Here is a 15523-nt window from a genome sequence, read left to right as displayed (position 1 = left end):
GGGCCCCTTGCGTAACACACCGGGGCTTCACCGCCAGTCCGCCCCTGTTACCCAGGTGTCACGCCAACCCCCTGGATTCTGGGCGCTTCCTGAATTGGGTCCCGAACCTGGACGGGAGTACACTCGGGTCCCCCCCACTGGGGCCTTCCGCCCCCTCCGGATTCTTCAGGTTTCATGGCACAGCCCCAGAAAGTCACGGACGCGACCGCGGAGCCGGAGCAGTCACCGGAGGTCCGCGAGAAGGTGGAACTGGCGAAGACGTTCGCGTTCCACCTGCTCAAGGGCATCAAGCAGATTGGCATGTACCGCCACAACGAGGCGCGCTTCCCGGAGTTCCTCTCCAAGGCGCTGGAGGCCATCTCCGCGTACACGGAGAAGTTCGGGCCGCTCTCGCTGAAGGTGGAGCAGCAGAACTTCACGCTGCACGGCGAGGCGCTCTTCTCCGAGGAGTCGCCGCTGCCCTACAAGTTCTTCCGCGACGGCATCCGCCAGCTCATCTTCCGCCCGGGGCTGCCGCTGGAGGAGCTGGTCACCCTCACGCTCATCGCGCTGTCGGAGCCGGAGCGCGGCGCGGACGACGTGCTCGCGCAGTTGTGGCGCGCGGGCATGCAGCAGGTGGAGTACGTGGTGGTGGAAGGCTTCTCCATGGAGGGAGCCAACGAGGACGAGGTCCAGGTGGAGGTGGACAAGGTGGTGGGCTACCTCTACTCCCGCCTCCAGACGAACTCGGATGACTTCCTGCGCTTCGCGCGCGTGTCCGCGGAGGACCTGGACGCGAAGCTGGACGGCGTGGAGCAGATCCGCGGCCTCGTCGTGGGCGGCCGGCACGCCACGGACGACCTGAAGGCCCGCATCCAGCGCGAAATCACCGAAGAAGAGAACGCGCGCCTCTTCCCCAAGCTGGTGGGCGCGGTGTTCCAGGTGGTGGAAGGCGGCGTGGATGACGCGGCGCTGCTGGAGGAGATCTTCCTGCAGTTGTTGGACATGCTGCTGCTCCAGGACGACTTCGCCACGGTGAATCAAATCGTCCTCAAGCTGCGCGCGCTCTCCCAGCGCGAGGGTGGCGAGGACCTGGGGCGGCTGCTCAACAACTTCCTGCACAAGATGGGCGAGGAGCAGCGCCTCACGCGGATGGGCGAGTCGCTGAAGACGACGCGCACGCGGCAGCCGCAGGACGTGACGCGCTACCTGCAGGCGCTGGGCGTGGACTCGGTGCTGCCGCTGCTCAGCGTGCTGGAGACCATCGAGCTGCCGGAGAACCGCGTGCTCCTGGGCGACGTGCTGGCCACGTTCGCGCGCGACCTGCCGGAGCCCTTCGTCGCGCGCCTCCTGTCGGACCGGCCGCAGACGGTGCGCGACATGGTCTACATCCTGGAGAAGAGCAACCACCCGGAGCGGGTGAAGATGTTCGGCCAGGTGATGAAGAGCCCCAACCTGGTGGTGAAGCTGGAGGTCATGCAGATCATCGGGCGGGGCCGCACGGCGGAGGCCCGGCGCATCATCCAGGAGGCGCTCACCGACAGCGTCTCCCAGGTGCGCATGCTGGCCGCGAAGCTGTTGCCGGAGTTCGACCGCGAGAAAGCCTTCACGGACCTGGTGCGGCAGGTGCGCGAGCCGGGCTGGGACAAGAAGACGTCCGACGAGAAGGCCGCCTTCTACGCGGCCATCGGGGCCACCAACCTGCCCGCCGCGCTGTCCATGATGCAGCAACTGCTGGCGGTGAAGCCGTCGCTGCTCAACAAGCGGCGCGTGATGGAGGACAAGCTGCTGGCCATCACCGGCCTGGGCGGCGCGGGCTCCATCCAGTCCTACAAGATGTTGCAGGCCGTGGTGGAGGACAAGGCGCAGCCCCTGGAGGTCCTCACCGCGGCCCGCAAGGCGATGTACCAGACGCGCAAGGCCCTGTTCGGGGACTCGGCGCTCCCGGAAGAAGCGAGCTGACACCATGGCCGACAACCTGAAGATCAATCAGACCCAGGACGAGAACCTGGGGGAGTACGGTCGAGAGCACAACGAGAAGCTCCAGAACCTGTCGCGCTCCATGCTCGCGGGTCTCTACATGCTCGTGCGCTCGGTGAAGATGTATGACCCGGAGAACGCCGTCTTCGAGAAGCCGCTCCACCAGCTCCAGGACATCATCAACCAGATCATCGGCAAGGAAGGCCGGCTGGAGCTGACGGGCGTCAAGGACTCGTTCTACCTGAACGGCATGCTGGTGAAGGTGGACCTGAACTCCATCGAGAACCAGCGCTACCTGCTGTCGGAGCTGCGCGCCAAGGACGTGGGCGGCATCACGCTGACCAAGCCCGTCACCACGCAGGAGCTGAAGAACTTCGTCTGGATCTTCAGCAAGGAGCAGACCACCACCGCGGAGGAGGACGGCCTGCAGGGGCGCAAGCTCCTCAACATGCGCGTGGCGAAGTTCTCCAAGCTGAAGGAGAAGCTGAACAAGGACATGGACACGCCGGGCGACCAGAAGGTCGACCGCAAGAAGTACGCGATGACCGTGTACGCCCGCGCGGTGTTCTTCCTGCAGAAGTACCTGGAGTCCGTGCGCGCGGGGAAGCCCATCGGCTCCTCACGGGCGCTGCGCCTGGTGCAGGACTTCGTGGACATCTCCTTCGATCAGCGCACCCACTTCCTGGGCATGACGACGCAGAAGCGCGAGGAGGACTACCTCGTCTACCACCAGGTGAACGTGGCGCTGATGTGCATTGTCTTCGGCGCGGAGCTGGGGCTCACCAAGCCGCAGTTGCGCGACCTGGGCTACATCGCGCTCTTCCACGACGCGGGCATGACGACGCTGCCGGAGGAGCTGGCCACCAAGCGCGGCGCCCTCACCGCGGACGAGAAGACGACGGTGGCGCGCGCGCCGCTCATCAGCGTGCGCAACATCCTGATGGAGAAGGGCTTCAGCCGCTCCACGCTGCTGCGCGTGGTGACGACGTTCGAGCACAAGACGGACTACGGCACCGCGGTGCGGGACGCGCGCGGCAACATCCAGATGATCATCCCCAAGACGAACCTGGGGGTGTACGCGAAGATCATCGCCATCTGCGACGCGTACGACGCGCTCACCTCCCGCAGGCCCTACCGGGACGCGTACGGCCCGGAGGTGGCGCTGATGCTGATGTGGACGGAGATGCGCCAGAAGTTCGACCCGGAGCTCCTGGCCGTCTTCATGCGGGTGATGGCCATCCAGCCCATCAAGGTCCTCTCCCGCCGCCAGCAGCAGCTCAGCGTCTCCGGCCTGTAGCCTTCGCCGCCGGCTTCGCCTTCGTGGGAGGCCCGGCGGGGACGCTCGCCTCGCGCAGCACGGTGAGCGCCGTCTGGAAGTCCTCCGGCAGGGGGGCCTCCAGGTCCAGCGCCTTGTGGGTGCGCGGATGCTGGAAGGCCAGGCGCCATGCGTGCAGCGCCTGGCGGCCCAGCGCCTCCTGCGCTTCGGCCACCGCGCCCTTCGCCTTGCGGCCGGCGCCGTAGAGCGCGTCGCACAGGAGCGGGTGTCCGGCCTCCGCCAGGTGGACGCGGATCTGGTGCGTGCGGCCGGTGAGCAGGTCCACCTCCACCAGCGCGGCGCCGTCGAAGGCCTCGCGCACGCGGAACAGGGTGATGGCGGGCTTGCCCTCCTTCACCTTGCCGGTGAACTTCTGGCGGTGGATGGGGTGGCGGCCGTAGAGCGTCTCGATGCGGCCCTCCGCGGGCGGCACGCCGTGCACCAGGGCCAGGTACGTCTTCTGGACCTCGCGCGTCTTGAAGGCCTTCTGGAGCGCCACCAGGGCCTGCTCGTGCTTGGCCACGACGAGGCAGCCGGTGGTGTCCTTGTCCAGCCGGTGGACGATGCCGGGGCGCAGCTCGCCGCCCACGCCGGCCAGGTCCTTCACGCGGTGCAGGAGCGCGTTGACGAGCGTGCCGGACGCGTGGCCCGCGCCCGGGTGCACCACCATGCCGGCGGCCTTGTCCACGACGACGAGGTCCCGGTCCTCGTGCAGCACGGACACGGGCAGGGCTTCCGCCTGGGGGATGGCGGCGACGGGCGCGGGGACGTGGAGGTGCAGCACCTCGCCCCCGCGCAGGCGCTGCGCGGCCTTGGCGGGCTTGCCGTCCGACAGCACGTGGCCGTCCGCGATGAGGCCCTGGAGGCGGGAGCGGGTGAGGTCCGGGAACGCGCGGGCCAGGTACGCATCCAGCCGCTCTCCCCGGGCTTCGGGGAGGGCGCGGTGCTCGCGCGTGTCGGGTGAAGTCACGGCGGGGGGCGCTACCAGATCTTCGACTTCACGTGCGCCTTGGAGCGCAGCACGATGTCGTTGATGGCGCGCTCGAAGAAGTTCGCCTGGGTGCTGATCTCCGCGCTCACGCGGCTCTTGTAGAGCGCGCGCCCCTCTTCCAGTTCCTCCTTGAGGACCTCGAAAAGGTTGTCCTGCTCGATGCCCTTGATGATCTTCTGCTCGTTGTAGAGCGAAATATCGGAGGCGATCGCGCGGGCGAGTCGCATCGCCTTGACCTTTTCCTCTTCCGTCATCGTGCCACTACTTAGGCACCCACCCCGTGCGAGTCAACTTTTCCCGTCGCATGGGAGGGGGCCTGGCCGACTGCCGGTCAACGGCCGGACCTGGCGGGTTTCTCGGAGAACAGCGCCAGGTAGCTCTTGGACACGCGCAGGGGGTCCAGGCCCAGCTCCCGGGCGAGGTTCATGAGGATGCCGCGCAGGTACACGGTGGTGGGGAGGGCGGTGTAGCGGTCCGCCTCCACGTTCTCCAGGTGACGCACGGAGATGCGGGTGCGGTCGGCGAGCTGCTGGATGGTGAGGCCGCGGGCCTCCCGGACGCGGCGCAGCAGCTCGCCGTTGAACTCGGCGTCCGCGGGGATGTCCACGCCCCGGGGGCGGGCCTCGCGGACCTTGGCGGCCACCTGGGCCAGCGCGGACTCGGCGGTCGCGATGGCGGAGTCCTGCGCCAGGACCTGGGCGTCCCCGAGCTTGCGGACCGTGGGGCCCTTCACGGTGCCCGGCCCCGTGGGGCCGTTCTGCGGCGGACGCGAGTCGATGGGGCGCGACGTCAGGGGCCGGACGGCGGCGCGGGAGGCCCCGGTGGCCGGGGTCCGGGCCAGCGCGGTGGTGCTGGAGTCCAGGGCCTGGGCGCCCGGGGCGGGGTTCGGCTCCGACTCGCCCTGGGCGGTTGTCACGGCCGCCGGCTCCGAGGCGGGCTCAGGGCTGGGGGCCACGGCTCCGGCCTCGGCGGCCTGGGGCGCGGCGCTGGCTTCCGGAGCCTGCGTCACGGCGCCCGCTTCAGGCACGGGCGTCGCGGCCTCCGGCGCGGCGGAGGTGGCGCTGGTGTCAGGCGCGTGCGTCGCGGCCACCGGCGTGGCGCTGGCTTCCGGTGCAGGCGTCGCGGCTGCCGGCGCGGCAGGCATGGCCCCTACTTCGGGCACGGGCGTCGTGGCCACGGTACGGGTGTCCGTCGCGGGCTGGGGAGCCGGGGCCTCTGTTGCCGCGGAGGCAACAGGAGCCTTGAGGTCCTCCACGCGGTCTGGCGAGGCCGGGGACCCGGCAGCGGGAGGGATGGACGCCTCCGCCTCCACGGCGCCGGAGGACTTCGCGTCCATGGCGGGGGCCGGCGCTTCGGCGGCGCCCCTGCCCTGGCCGCGCAGCGGGTTCGCGGGCACGTAGACGAACGACAGGCTCCGGGTGAACGAGGCACGGAAGGCCTCCACCACCGCCACGCCTCCCACCGTCACCGGCTCGGAGGGCACGCCTGGCGCGTCCTTCCCCGAGGACTCCTGCCGCTTCGACTCCTCACCCCGCATCCGCTCCTCGCTCTTTCCAGGCGGCCCGCTCGCGCGAGGCGCCTCCCCTTCATTGTCGTTCACGGACGCCGCGGCCTTCAGTCGCGACTCCGCCTCCAGCCTTTCGGCATCCACCGCACCCGCGGCCTTCGCCAGCGCCGCCGCGGCGGTGGCCAGGGCCTCCGCGACGCGCGCGGCCGAGTCCACCTTGTCCGCGGCCTCCACCACCTCCGCCGTCGCGGCCGCCTTCGCGAGCCGCTCCGTGGACAGTCCGATGGAGCGGTCATACTCGACGCGCAGGTCCGCGTCGGTGAGCATCTCCATCGCTTCGTTCATCCGTTCACGCAGCGCCGCCACCTGATCCGGATCCCCCAGCGCGTACACCGCGATGGAATCCGGCGAATACAGCTCCATCAGGCGCTGGTGGGCCGCGCGGATCTCCGCGTCGGTCGCCGTGGGCGGCACCTCGAGGAGCTCGTAGTAGGTCTGCTGCGCGAAGGGCTTCATGGGATGGCGGACTCGGGGGAAAGGCCGTCGAGCGTCAGGATGCGGGCGGCGATGCGCTGGAGCCCCTGGGACACGGGCGAGTCAGGCCGCTCGAGGAGCACCGGCTTGCGCTTGCGCACCGCGCGCCACGCCTCATCGTCGTGGCGCAGGGCGCCCAGGTCATCCATGTCGATGCCGAAGAACTTCTTCCACGCGGACACCATCGCGGCGCCGACCTTCTCGTCCGCGTCCGTGCGCGCCTGGTTCACGACGAGCCGCACGTGGAACGCCGCCAGCTCGCGCTCCAGCCGCTCCGCGTCCGAAGGGGCCTTGCGCCGCACCTGCGCGACGATGTCGTGCAGCGTCCGCAGGCCGCCCTCGCGGGTGGACAGCGCGCCCTCGACCATGTCCTGGATGCCGTAGCGCGCCTCCGTCTGCTGGAGCTTGCGGAAGAAGGCCGCCTTGACGAAGCGGTACGCGTTCTCCACGGACGTGGGCTCCGGCAGCACGACGAGCAGGCCGTGGTCCGCGATGAGGAAGAAGTCGAGCGTGTTGAAGCTGGTGCCCGCGCCCAGGTCCAGGATGAGGTAGTCCGCCGTCGTCTGCGACAGCAGCGTGCGCAGGAGCTTCTGCTTCTGCGCGTACTTGAGGTTCGCCGCGTCCAGCGAGTCCTGCGCGCCGGCGATCAGCGACAGCCCGGGCACGCCGGTGGCGACCATCACCTCTTCGAGGTGGGCCTTCCCACGCCGCAGGAAGTCCGACAGCGTGGCCTCCGGAGGCCCCACGCCCAGGCAGGTGTGCAGGTTGGCGCCTCCCAGGTCCGCGTCCACCAGCAGCACCTTCTGGCCTGCCTGCGCGAGCGCGACGCCCAGGTTGGCGGACACCATCGACTTGCCGATGCCGCCCTTGCCGCCGCCCACCGCGATGATCCGCCGCGCGCGGGAGCGCCGGGCGAGGCCCTCGGGTCCCGAGGACGACACGTCATTGCCCGCACGCGGCGAGGTGCCAGCCAGCGAGGCGGGAGCGGATGGAGGCAGGGGGGCGGGCTTCACGAAGGCTCGCATCAAAGCCCGTCCTACCGCCCGAGTCGACACCCCGCCATTTCACGGCCAGCCCGGGAGCGCCCGGAGCCCGCGCCCCGGCGCCAGGAGGCTCGGGGAGCAGGCGGCCGGGGAGCCGTTCGCTGTCACTCGTCGAGCAGCTCGACGTTCCAGTAGGACACGTCCGCGAGGTGCAGGAACGGCAGCCACTCGCGGTAGGTGATCTTGCGGATGGCGCCTCGGAACAGCGGAGTCCAGCGCGGTCGCACGGGCTTCTTGAGCAGCCGCATCCCGGCCTGTTCCGGCGTGCGTCCGCCCTTCTTCAGGTTGCAGGGCACGCAGGAGCACACCACGTTCTCCCACGTCGTCTTGCCGCCCTGGGTGCGCGGGCTGACGTGGTCCAGGTTGAGCTCGCTGCGAGGGAGCTGCTTCGCGCAGTACTGGCAGGTGTCGTTGTCGCGCGCGTAGATGTTGAGGCGCGAGAAGCGCACCTTGGCGCGCGGCAGGTGGTCATACGCGCCGAGCACGAGGACGCGCGGAACGCGGATGGTCCGGTCGATGGTGGTGATGCTGTCCTGGGTGGCGCTGAGGGCGGCCCAGTCCTCGAACTCATACAGGCGGTACTGCTCGTCGATGGCTTTGGCGACGCCCTGATACAGCAGGGAAAAAGCCCGTTTGACCGACGTCACGTGAACCGGTTGGTAGTACCGGTTTAAAACGAGCACGGAGCTGTTGATCATGGCTGGCTTCCCGAACGGGCGGCCGCCACAGCCTGCGCGACCTGCCCCAGGTCCTCCTCTGAGAGACACCGGACGTCGAGAACGACCTCGTCATCCGCAATCCTGCCAATAACGGGCACCTCGGCTACGCGCAGACGTTCCAGGAATACTTTCGGCGCTTCTACGGTGAGGCTGCAAGCGAAGGAAGGCAACCGGGACAGAGGCATGGCACCTCCACCCACCTGTCCATCCACGGACACGACACGGCCCTCCACGCCGCTCGCCGCGAGCAGGGCCGCCAGGCGTTCGGCACGGGCTTGCAACAAAGCCGGTTGCTGGGTGAGCAGGCTTTGGGTGGGGACCGCGTCCGGGCGGCCATCCCGGTACAGCTCCAGCGTCGCCTCCAGGGCCGCGACCGTCATCTTGTCGACACGCAGCGCACGTGTGAGCGGGTGGGATTTGATGCGCTGGAGCAGGTCCGCCCGGCCGACGATGACGCCTGCCTGGGGTCCGCCGAGGAGCTTGTCGCCGGAGAACGCGACGACGTCCGCGCCATCCCGGATGGCCTGTCCCACGGTGGGCTCCGGGGTGAGGCCCGGGCCGGACAGCGGCACCAGCGCGCCGGAGCCCAGGTCCTGGAACACGGGCACGTCACGGGAGCGTCCCAGTTCGGTCAACTCCGCGAGGGACGCCTCTTCCGTGAAGCCGACGAGCGCGAAGTTGGAGCGGTGGACCTTCACGATGAGGCCGGTGTCCGGGCTCAGGGCGTTGGCGTAGTCCGCGCGCCGGGTGCGGTTGGTGGTGCCCACTTCGACGAGCTTCGCGCCGGACTGGCGCATGACGTCCGGGATGCGGAAGCCGCCGCCGATCTCCACGAGCTCGCCGCGCGACACGACGCACTCACGGCCGGAGGCGAGCGCGGCGAGGATGAGCAGCACGGCGCCCGCGCAGTTGTTGACGACGATGGCGTCCTCCGCGCCGGTGAGCGTGCGCAAGAGGCCGATGAGCGGCGCGTAACGGCTGCCGCGCTCACCTTCGTCCAGGTCGTATTCGAGGTTGGAGTAGCCCCGGGCCACGGCGACGACGCGCTCCACGGCTTCGGGCGCGAGCGGTGCGCGGCCCAGGTTCGTGTGGAGCACGACGCCGGTGGCGTTGATCACCCGCCGCAGGTTCGGAGTGGCCAGGGACGCGAGCGCCGCCTCCACGTCCGCGTCCTCGAAGGGACGCAGGTCACCGGAAAGGAGCCGGGAGCGCACGCGTTCGACAGCGAGCCGCAACGCCGCGACCGCCCGGGCATGGGGAAGGTTCGCGAGCCGGGACTCCAGCGACGGCCGCCGCAGGAGTTGTTCGATGGAGGGAAGCCCACGCAGCAGCGCGTTCTTCCCTATAGGTCCGAACGAAGCAAAGCTCATGACCTTGAGCCTATTCTCACAATTGACGTTCAGGCTTCAAACAGGTGACCTTGGAGCGCCACTTCTGCCCGCTGCCAAGAAACCCGAGTCGCCCACCTAGCCCAAAAACGATCAAATCCATGCCAACTCCCAAGGCTGCCTCCCCAAACAAATCCCACCCCCTAAAAGCCTCCCCACTACTCCACCACCTTCTTGCCAAAGGATATTTTCCGCAGGAAGTGCCAGCATGCTTCACAACGGAGCTACTCGCGAGCGCACTGCTCAACCAACCGAGCAACCTCCCCACAATATGGACTCAAGCCCAAACCAAACCTCCAACCCTACAACTCATGCACCACGACTTGGCACGAGCGGGCACGCTAAGGCGCAGACTATCAATTCCACACCCAGTGGCACACTTCGCCCTTTCATCAGCAATTGACAAATCCTGGAAAGAACTATCCACACAAATCAACCAGTCCCCCATATCCAAGAGCAAGCCCATTCCAGGAAAAACGCGCGCCCTAGAAACAGAGACCGGCCTCAATCAACTCTCAGAACACCGAACACACTACCGCCGCAGGGGGCGATACATACTACAGGCAGACATATCGCAATTCTACCACAGCATTTACACCCATTCCATCCCCTGGGCGCTCCACGGCAAAGCAGTAGCAAAGAAGGCACAAAAGAACTACCAACTCACTGGAAACATCCTTGATGAACTGGTGCGCAGTGGCCAGGACAAGCAGAGCATCGGGATCCCAATTGGCCCAGACTCTTCGCTAGTCTTGGCTGAATTACTCATGTCCTCCATCGACTCCCAGGTCGAAAAAGACATCTACTACGCTGGCGCATACAGATTTGTTGATGACTGGGAAATGTCATTCACCAATCTCCAGCGAGCAGAAAAAGGCCTCTCACAACTCCAGCAATCCCTCAGCGACTGGGAACTCACACTAAATCCCAAGAAAACAAAAATACTCGAACTTCCACTTGGATTAGGAGCCTCTTGGGCAACCGAAATCAGTCAGTTCAGAATAGAGCAAAAAGGCAAAGGCTCAAGGAAAAGCATTATTCAGTATTTCGATCTCGCGTTTCGCTTGGCCGCCACACATCCGGACGAATCCGTTATAAAGTACGCGACCGGAAGAATCCTTAGACAATCCGCACTCAAGGATACCTGGGATCTACTTGAATCCCTCTTATTTCAATCCGTAAACGCGGAGCCAGGAACACTTCGTCATGCATTGGAAATCATCGAAAAATACGCACGAGAGGGATGCTCTATCGACAAGAACGGCCTATCGAAGCTTCTTTCCGATCAAATCATTAGACACGCCCCACAGGGGCATGGCAGTGAAGTTTTATGGAGCCTCTGGGGTGCACTTCGCTTCAATGTAGGCCTAGGAAAACAAGCTGCTCTATCCGTCTTGAAAATCCAGGACTCGCTTGTCGGAATTCTCGCCTTGGATCTAATTAGCCGAGGCAAACTAGAGTCACCTGCGTCCGGCGCATGGTGGGACAGCCTCGCGACGCCAGAGTCACTATGCGGAAGCCACTGGCTGCTTTCTTACGAAGCAGGCATACATAAGTTTTTAAAGGGCTGGAAAGCGCACATCGTCAAGGACCCATACTTCAAATTCCTAAAATCAGCCGCAGTATCGTTCTACATCCCTGTAGAACCCTTTAAGGCTGAAAAGAACAATAGACCTACGGCTACTGCGAACGCACTTGGTGGCTACGAAGACAAATAGCCTACACTACTGACCTTCACGACAGGTGCCATGGTCGCCCTGTGATTTTGTTACAGGTGAATTCATCCTGCGACAATTGACACTGAATCGGCCGATTTTCCAATAGGCTAGCTACCCCAGTCCTTCTTGCTTCGCTCGATTTCACCAACCGCCGTACGGCACTGTAATGGCTTCCATGTAGTGGCCGCTGGGGTCCTGGAAGTAGACCCCGCGGCCTCCGTCATGGGTGTTGATCTGGTTTTCCTGCCGGCCGAACGGGTCGGCCCAGTGCTGGATCTTCCGGTCGCGGATCTTCGAAATCAGCGAATCGAAGACCTCTTCCGACACCAGGAACGCGTAATGTTGACCGGAGATGGCGTCCTGCGTGGTCCTGTAGTCGAGCGACGCCCCATCCGACAGCTTCACCACGGTGAAAGGCCCGAAGCGCGTGGGCTCGGGCAATCCCAGCAGCTCCGCCAGGAATCGCGCGGACGCGACCTGATCCTTCGCGTGGACGATGGTGTGGTTGAATCTGACAGACATGGAGGCCCCCCCGGGGAAAGCGCCTCCTATAACGCGCGCCCCTGCCGGAGTGCCAGCGGCCACAGCTTCGCCAGTTCAGCGCGCAGCACCGTGGCGCTCGCGTAACGCTCCTCGGGCTGCTTCCGCATCAGCTTGAGGACGACCTGCTCGAAGGCTTCCGGCAGCTCTGGACGCCGCTTCCTCGGAGGCATGGGCGTCTCCTGCACATGCATCAGCATCAGCGGAACGGGCTGGGCATGACGGAACGGCAGTTGCCCGGTGAGCAGCTCATACGCCACCACCCCCAGCGCATACAGGTCCGTGGCTGGCGACACCTCCATGCCCTTCACCTGCTCCGGCGCCATGTACTCCGGCGTCCCGAGCGTCGCTCCCTGCGCCGTGTTCCCCATCACGTGCTCGCTCTTGGCGAGCCCGAAATCCATCAGCTTCAGCACGCCCGTGCGCGTGATGAACAGGTTCCCCGGCTTCACGTCCCGGTGCAGCACCCCGCGCGCATGCGCGTGCTCCAGCGCCACCGTCGCGTGCGTCAGCCACCGCAAGGCATTGGCCAGCGTGGGGCGCCCCTCCTGCATCACCTGCCGCAGGTCCTTGCCCTCCAGCAGCTCCACCGTCAGGTAATGCCGCTCCCCATCCGAGCCCGCGTCGAACACTTGCAGGATGTTCACGTGCTCCAGTGCCCGGGCGTGCTCCACCTCCTGGCGGAAGCGCGTCACCATCGCCTCGTCGGCGTACGGCACCGCCAGCACCTTGAGCGCCACGCGCTGCTGCTTCTTCACATCCAGCGACTGGTACACCGCCGACGTGCCGCCCACGCCCAGCCACTTCTCCACCCGGTAGCGCCCCGCCACCACCTGCCCGGGGACGAGCCCCTGGTGCAGGGGCGCGGGAGGCCGGGGCGTCACCGCGCCCTGGAGCAACGTCCCGCCCGGAGACACGGGCGTCTGCACCCGCGGCAGCGTCGGCTCGGACCCGTCCTCGGCCACGGCGTTGCCCGGCCGCGCGTTCAGCGCCTCCGGGCCCAGATAGGTCAAACCTCCGCTGTCTCGGTCCTTGGAATGCACCCCTCCCTCCCCTCTCACGGCTCCAGCAGCGAGACGGGCGCGGGCGCGCCTGCGCCTTCGATGTCCAGGTGGGGGGTGGGCAGGTTGTACTCAGCGGCGGCGATGGTCGCCTCCACCATGATGGGGCCTGAAATCTCCGAGGGCTCGCCCTGGCAGAGCACCCCCACCACGTGCTCCAGCGTCCACTTGCCCATGCGGCTCACCTCCAGCCGCTGGCCGTTGAACTTCGCCGTGTCCGACAACTGCTCGCTCGCCGTGAGCTTCGCCTCCACCGAGTCGCCCAGGTAGCCGCGCGCCAGGGTCAGCACCCGGTCAAGCACCGCGTTCCAGGCCTGCAGGTGCGAGCGGTCCTGCGCCTCGTCGATGATGTCCAGGCCCACCTGCAGCCGCTCCATGCGCTCCAGGAACTGCTGCACCAGCTTGCCCCGGATGATGCGGCCGTGCTGCGGGGCGATCATCTCCACCGCGGGCGTGAGCTTCCGGATGGCCGCCACCGCGCGCACCAGCGCCGAGTTCACCGGCATGTAGATTTGATGGAACGCCCGGATGCCCGTCCAGTCGGACTCCTCCGCCCACAGCCCCTGCGCCTTGCTGTCCGTGAGACCGCCGAAGAGGTCCCCCGTGAAGAGCACCCGCGTCTGCGGGTCGTAGAGCATCACCGCGCCCCGGAAGTGGCAGAACGGCGACGGCACCGGCAGCAGCTTGTGCCCCGTGGGCACGCTCAACCCGCCCGTGAACTTCTCCGTCGGGATGAAGCGGTTGCGCGGCAGGTTGAAGTGGACGATGAGCCGCCAGGTGTCCTCGGAGCACAGGATGCTCGCGCGCGGCGAGTAGCGCGCCGAGATGATGTTCGCGGACGAACCCACGTCCGGATCCTGGTGGTTGATGAAGAGCGCGGACAGCCGGTCCATGCCCCCAATCAGCGACACCACCTTCGTGTGGATGGTGGAGAAGTCGCTGCTCGAGCCGGGGTCGATGAGGAGGTTGAACTCGGCGGGTTTCGCCGTCCGTGGGTCCGTGCCCCGAAAGCGGCGCAGGAACGGGTTCGCGAAGAAGATGCCGCCGGGCTCGCGCTTCCCGACCCAGAAGGTCTCGGGGGCGATCTCCACGGCGGTGCGGTTGAGGTCTAGCTGTTGGGGGCTGGGGGAGCTGGGCTGGCTCATGGCGTGTTTCCTTCACGCAAACGAGGGGGGGAACTGCGGCGCAACCCTACCAGCCCACCGCCACACCGGGTCCCCTTCTTCAGCATTTCAGCAGCAGGGCATGAGCGCCGCTTCTCGCGCTGCTCCCCCGCGGCAATCAGGACCAATTCAGTCCTCGCCCGACTCCCTACCCGGCCGGTCGGCAAAGAGTTGCACCCAGCGTCCGTCAAACCCGCCGCTCTGAGGCAGATACCACCCACCCTGCAGCCAGAAGCCCTGCTCCCGCCCGTCCGTGTCGTCCGTCACGCCCGAGTGCACGAAGTAGTCGTGTTGCCACCAGTATGAGTTCACGGACGCCGGGTATCCGCTGGCGCTCATGCGCGTCTGCCCCCGCGAGTCCACCACCGTGCCCGCCCAGGACCTGTCGTGAAACTCGCTGGACCCGCCGCCCCCCGTGTCCGACGCCTTGTCGTTCAGCTCGAAGGTGCCGAAGAACCACTTCTTCGACGGGTAGCCCTCGCGGTCGTCCTGACCCTCCACGTCGCGCGTCCTGGAGAAGAAGCGCTGCATCCCCACGCCCACCTCCGCCTGCCCCGCCTCGTTCACCACCGGGCTCTCCAGGAGGAAGAACTGGGGCTCGTCCGGCAGCCAGTGCGTCGCATAGCCCCCGTGCTCCCAGTGCGTGGGGAGGATGTCCGCCAGGTCCTGCAGCTCGTACGTGACGCGCTTCACCGCGGGCCAATGGGCCGAGGACCCGTTGTCATAGCGGCTGGCCAGCGCGTCCGCCGTCGCGTAGCGCAGCGGCTGCGCGTTGAACGCCGCCACCGCCGCCCCGTCGTCCTCCGGCACGAAGACGAAGTGCAGCTTCTTGCGCCCGTCGTCGTTGTTCACGTCCGCCTCCGCCTTCCCGCCGGACGCCATCCGGCCCGCGAAGAACGAGTACGGATCCGTCACGAAGCGCAGCTCCTGCCCGTGCGGCGCCAGCAGCTTGTCGGACCACTCCGCCTGCCAGACGAGCAGGTGGCTGCCCGTGCCCGTCTGCATGAACTGGAGGTCGCCGCTGCCCGCCCGGCGCACCACGTTGCGCTTGTGCTGCGTCACCACCGCGTACGCCACGGACTCGCCGCTGCCCGGGTCGCCCACCACGTTCTTCACCTGGAGCTCCACGCGCTCCCAGTCGTGCAACTGCCAGTCGCCCGCCGCGTTCTTATCCAGCGCGTGATACAGGTGATACACGAGCGTGAGGTTCTTCCCTCCGTCCATGTACTCAATCAATGACGTGTACAGCGTCGGCCGGATGCGCCACCTGTCGAACGCGCTGGGGCCCACGCGCGACGCGTCCACGTACTGGTTGATCTGCTTCCAGTGCAGCTTGTTGTTGGAGAAGTCCCCGTCCTGGTCGAAGTCGAAGTTCGTCAACCAGTCGTAGCCGTGCTTGTTGTCGTTCGCGTTCGCGCGCTTGAAGATGACCGGCGCGTAGTAGCGCAGGAACGCCTGCCGCTGCGCGTTCGTCAGCGACCAGGCCTGCGCCCCGGCTTCAGCCGGCAGACACAGGCCCACCAGGGTGAACACCGCCACGGCGAGGGGAGCGACTCTCGTTCGGAGGGGGAGCATGGCGGCCGAC

The 15523-nt window shown here is 66.8% G+C and carries 13 protein-coding genes; 3 read left to right on the top strand and 10 right to left on the bottom strand.

The window, feature by feature from the left end; genetic code table 11:
- Window positions 1-174: 174 nt before the first annotated feature.
- Window positions 175-1941, top strand: a complete 1767-nt coding sequence (locus tag K8612_RS21520) for a HEAT repeat domain-containing protein (protein ID WP_223763667.1) — start codon at window positions 175-177, stop codon at window positions 1939-1941.
- 4 nt (window positions 1942-1945) lie between these two features.
- Window positions 1946-3256, top strand: coding sequence for an HD-GYP domain-containing protein (locus K8612_RS21515; protein WP_223743200.1), 1311 nt, complete (start codon window positions 1946-1948; stop codon window positions 3254-3256).
- On the opposite strand, the gene K8612_RS21510 is transcribed toward K8612_RS21515, so the two are convergent.
- The 6 genes from K8612_RS21510 to selA all read right to left on the bottom strand — a co-directional run bounded on the left by K8612_RS21510 (window position 3237) and on the right by selA (window position 9438).
- A complete protein-coding gene (locus tag K8612_RS21510) occupies window positions 3237-4244 on the bottom strand; it encodes an RluA family pseudouridine synthase (RefSeq protein WP_223763666.1) in 1008 nt (335 codons plus the stop codon). The genes K8612_RS21515 and K8612_RS21510 overlap by 20 nt on opposite strands.
- 11 nt (window positions 4245-4255) lie before the next feature.
- Entirely contained in the window at window positions 4256-4519 is a 264-nt protein-coding gene (locus K8612_RS21505; RefSeq protein WP_120526362.1) for a hypothetical protein, read from the bottom strand.
- Window positions 4520-4596: 77 nt separating this feature from the next.
- Window positions 4597-6288: a helix-turn-helix domain-containing protein gene (locus tag K8612_RS21500; protein WP_223763665.1), complete on the bottom strand. Its 1692-nt coding sequence runs from the start codon at window positions 6286-6288 to the stop codon at window positions 4597-4599.
- A complete protein-coding gene (locus K8612_RS21495) occupies window positions 6285-7331 on the bottom strand; it encodes a P-loop NTPase (protein WP_223743203.1) in 1047 nt (348 codons plus the stop codon). The genes K8612_RS21500 and K8612_RS21495 overlap by 4 nt, the downstream gene beginning before the upstream one ends.
- 122 nt (window positions 7332-7453) lie before the next feature.
- Window positions 7454-8047, bottom strand: a complete 594-nt coding sequence (locus K8612_RS21490; RefSeq protein ID WP_223763664.1) for an HNH endonuclease — start codon at window positions 8045-8047, stop codon at window positions 7454-7456.
- Entirely contained in the window at window positions 8044-9438 is a 1395-nt protein-coding gene (selA, locus tag K8612_RS21485) for an L-seryl-tRNA(Sec) selenium transferase (protein WP_223763663.1), read from the bottom strand. Before selA ends, K8612_RS21490 begins: the two co-directional genes overlap by 4 nt.
- A gap of 119 nt (window positions 9439-9557) precedes the next feature.
- On the opposite strand from selA, the gene K8612_RS21480 reads away from it, so the two are divergent.
- On the top strand, window positions 9558-11174 hold the full coding sequence (locus K8612_RS21480; protein WP_223763662.1) for an RNA-directed DNA polymerase: 1617 nt from the start codon (window positions 9558-9560) through the stop codon (window positions 11172-11174).
- Window positions 11175-11315: 141 nt separating this feature from the next.
- Here K8612_RS21480 and K8612_RS21475 read toward each other — a convergent pair whose 3' ends face one another.
- From K8612_RS21475 to K8612_RS21460, 4 genes are all read right to left on the bottom strand, one after another.
- Window positions 11316-11696, bottom strand: coding sequence for a VOC family protein (locus tag K8612_RS21475; protein ID WP_223763661.1), 381 nt, complete (start codon window positions 11694-11696; stop codon window positions 11316-11318).
- A 26-nt stretch (window positions 11697-11722) separates the two neighbouring features.
- A complete protein-coding gene (locus K8612_RS21470; RefSeq protein ID WP_223763660.1) occupies window positions 11723-12757 on the bottom strand; it encodes a serine/threonine-protein kinase in 1035 nt (344 codons plus the stop codon).
- A gap of 14 nt (window positions 12758-12771) precedes the next feature.
- Window positions 12772-13920: a hypothetical protein gene (locus K8612_RS21465; protein WP_223763659.1), complete on the bottom strand. Its 1149-nt coding sequence runs from the start codon at window positions 13918-13920 to the stop codon at window positions 12772-12774.
- Between the two features lie 147 nt (window positions 13921-14067).
- Complete coding sequence (locus tag K8612_RS21460; protein WP_223763658.1) at window positions 14068-15477, bottom strand: hypothetical protein; 1410 nt, start codon at window positions 15475-15477, stop codon at window positions 14068-14070.
- Window positions 15478-15523: the final 46 nt, after the last annotated feature.

The organism is Corallococcus sp. AS-1-6, from assembly GCF_020037015.1.
GTDB lineage: Bacteria > Myxococcota > Myxococcia > Myxococcales > Myxococcaceae > Corallococcus.
The sequence above is the reverse complement of the archived record's forward strand: the minus strand, read 5'-3'. Positions and strand labels throughout refer to the sequence as shown.

Excerpts from the sequence above, each read along its gene's own strand:
- K8612_RS21520 (WP_223763667.1), top strand. The coding sequence starts at position 175 with ATGGCACAGCCCCAGAAAGTCACGGACGCGACCGCGGAGCCGGAGCAG.
- K8612_RS21515 (WP_223743200.1), top strand. The coding sequence starts at position 1,946 with ATGGCCGACAACCTGAAGATCAATCAGACCCAGGACGAGAACCTGGGG.
- K8612_RS21505 (WP_120526362.1), bottom strand. The coding sequence starts at position 4,519 with ATGACGGAAGAGGAAAAGGTCAAGGCGATGCGACTCGCCCGCGCGATC.
- K8612_RS21500 (WP_223763665.1), bottom strand. The coding sequence starts at position 6,288 with ATGAAGCCCTTCGCGCAGCAGACCTACTACGAGCTCCTCGAGGTGCCG.
- K8612_RS21495 (WP_223743203.1), bottom strand. The coding sequence starts at position 7,331 with ATGCGAGCCTTCGTGAAGCCCGCCCCCCTGCCTCCATCCGCTCCCGCC.
- K8612_RS21490 (WP_223763664.1), bottom strand. The coding sequence starts at position 8,047 with ATGATCAACAGCTCCGTGCTCGTTTTAAACCGGTACTACCAACCGGTT.
- selA (WP_223763663.1), bottom strand. The coding sequence starts at position 9,438 with ATGAGCTTTGCTTCGTTCGGACCTATAGGGAAGAACGCGCTGCTGCGT.
- K8612_RS21480 (WP_223763662.1), top strand. The coding sequence starts at position 9,558 with ATGCCAACTCCCAAGGCTGCCTCCCCAAACAAATCCCACCCCCTAAAA.
- K8612_RS21475 (WP_223763661.1), bottom strand. The coding sequence starts at position 11,696 with ATGTCTGTCAGATTCAACCACACCATCGTCCACGCGAAGGATCAGGTC.
- K8612_RS21465 (WP_223763659.1), bottom strand. The coding sequence starts at position 13,920 with ATGAGCCAGCCCAGCTCCCCCAGCCCCCAACAGCTAGACCTCAACCGC.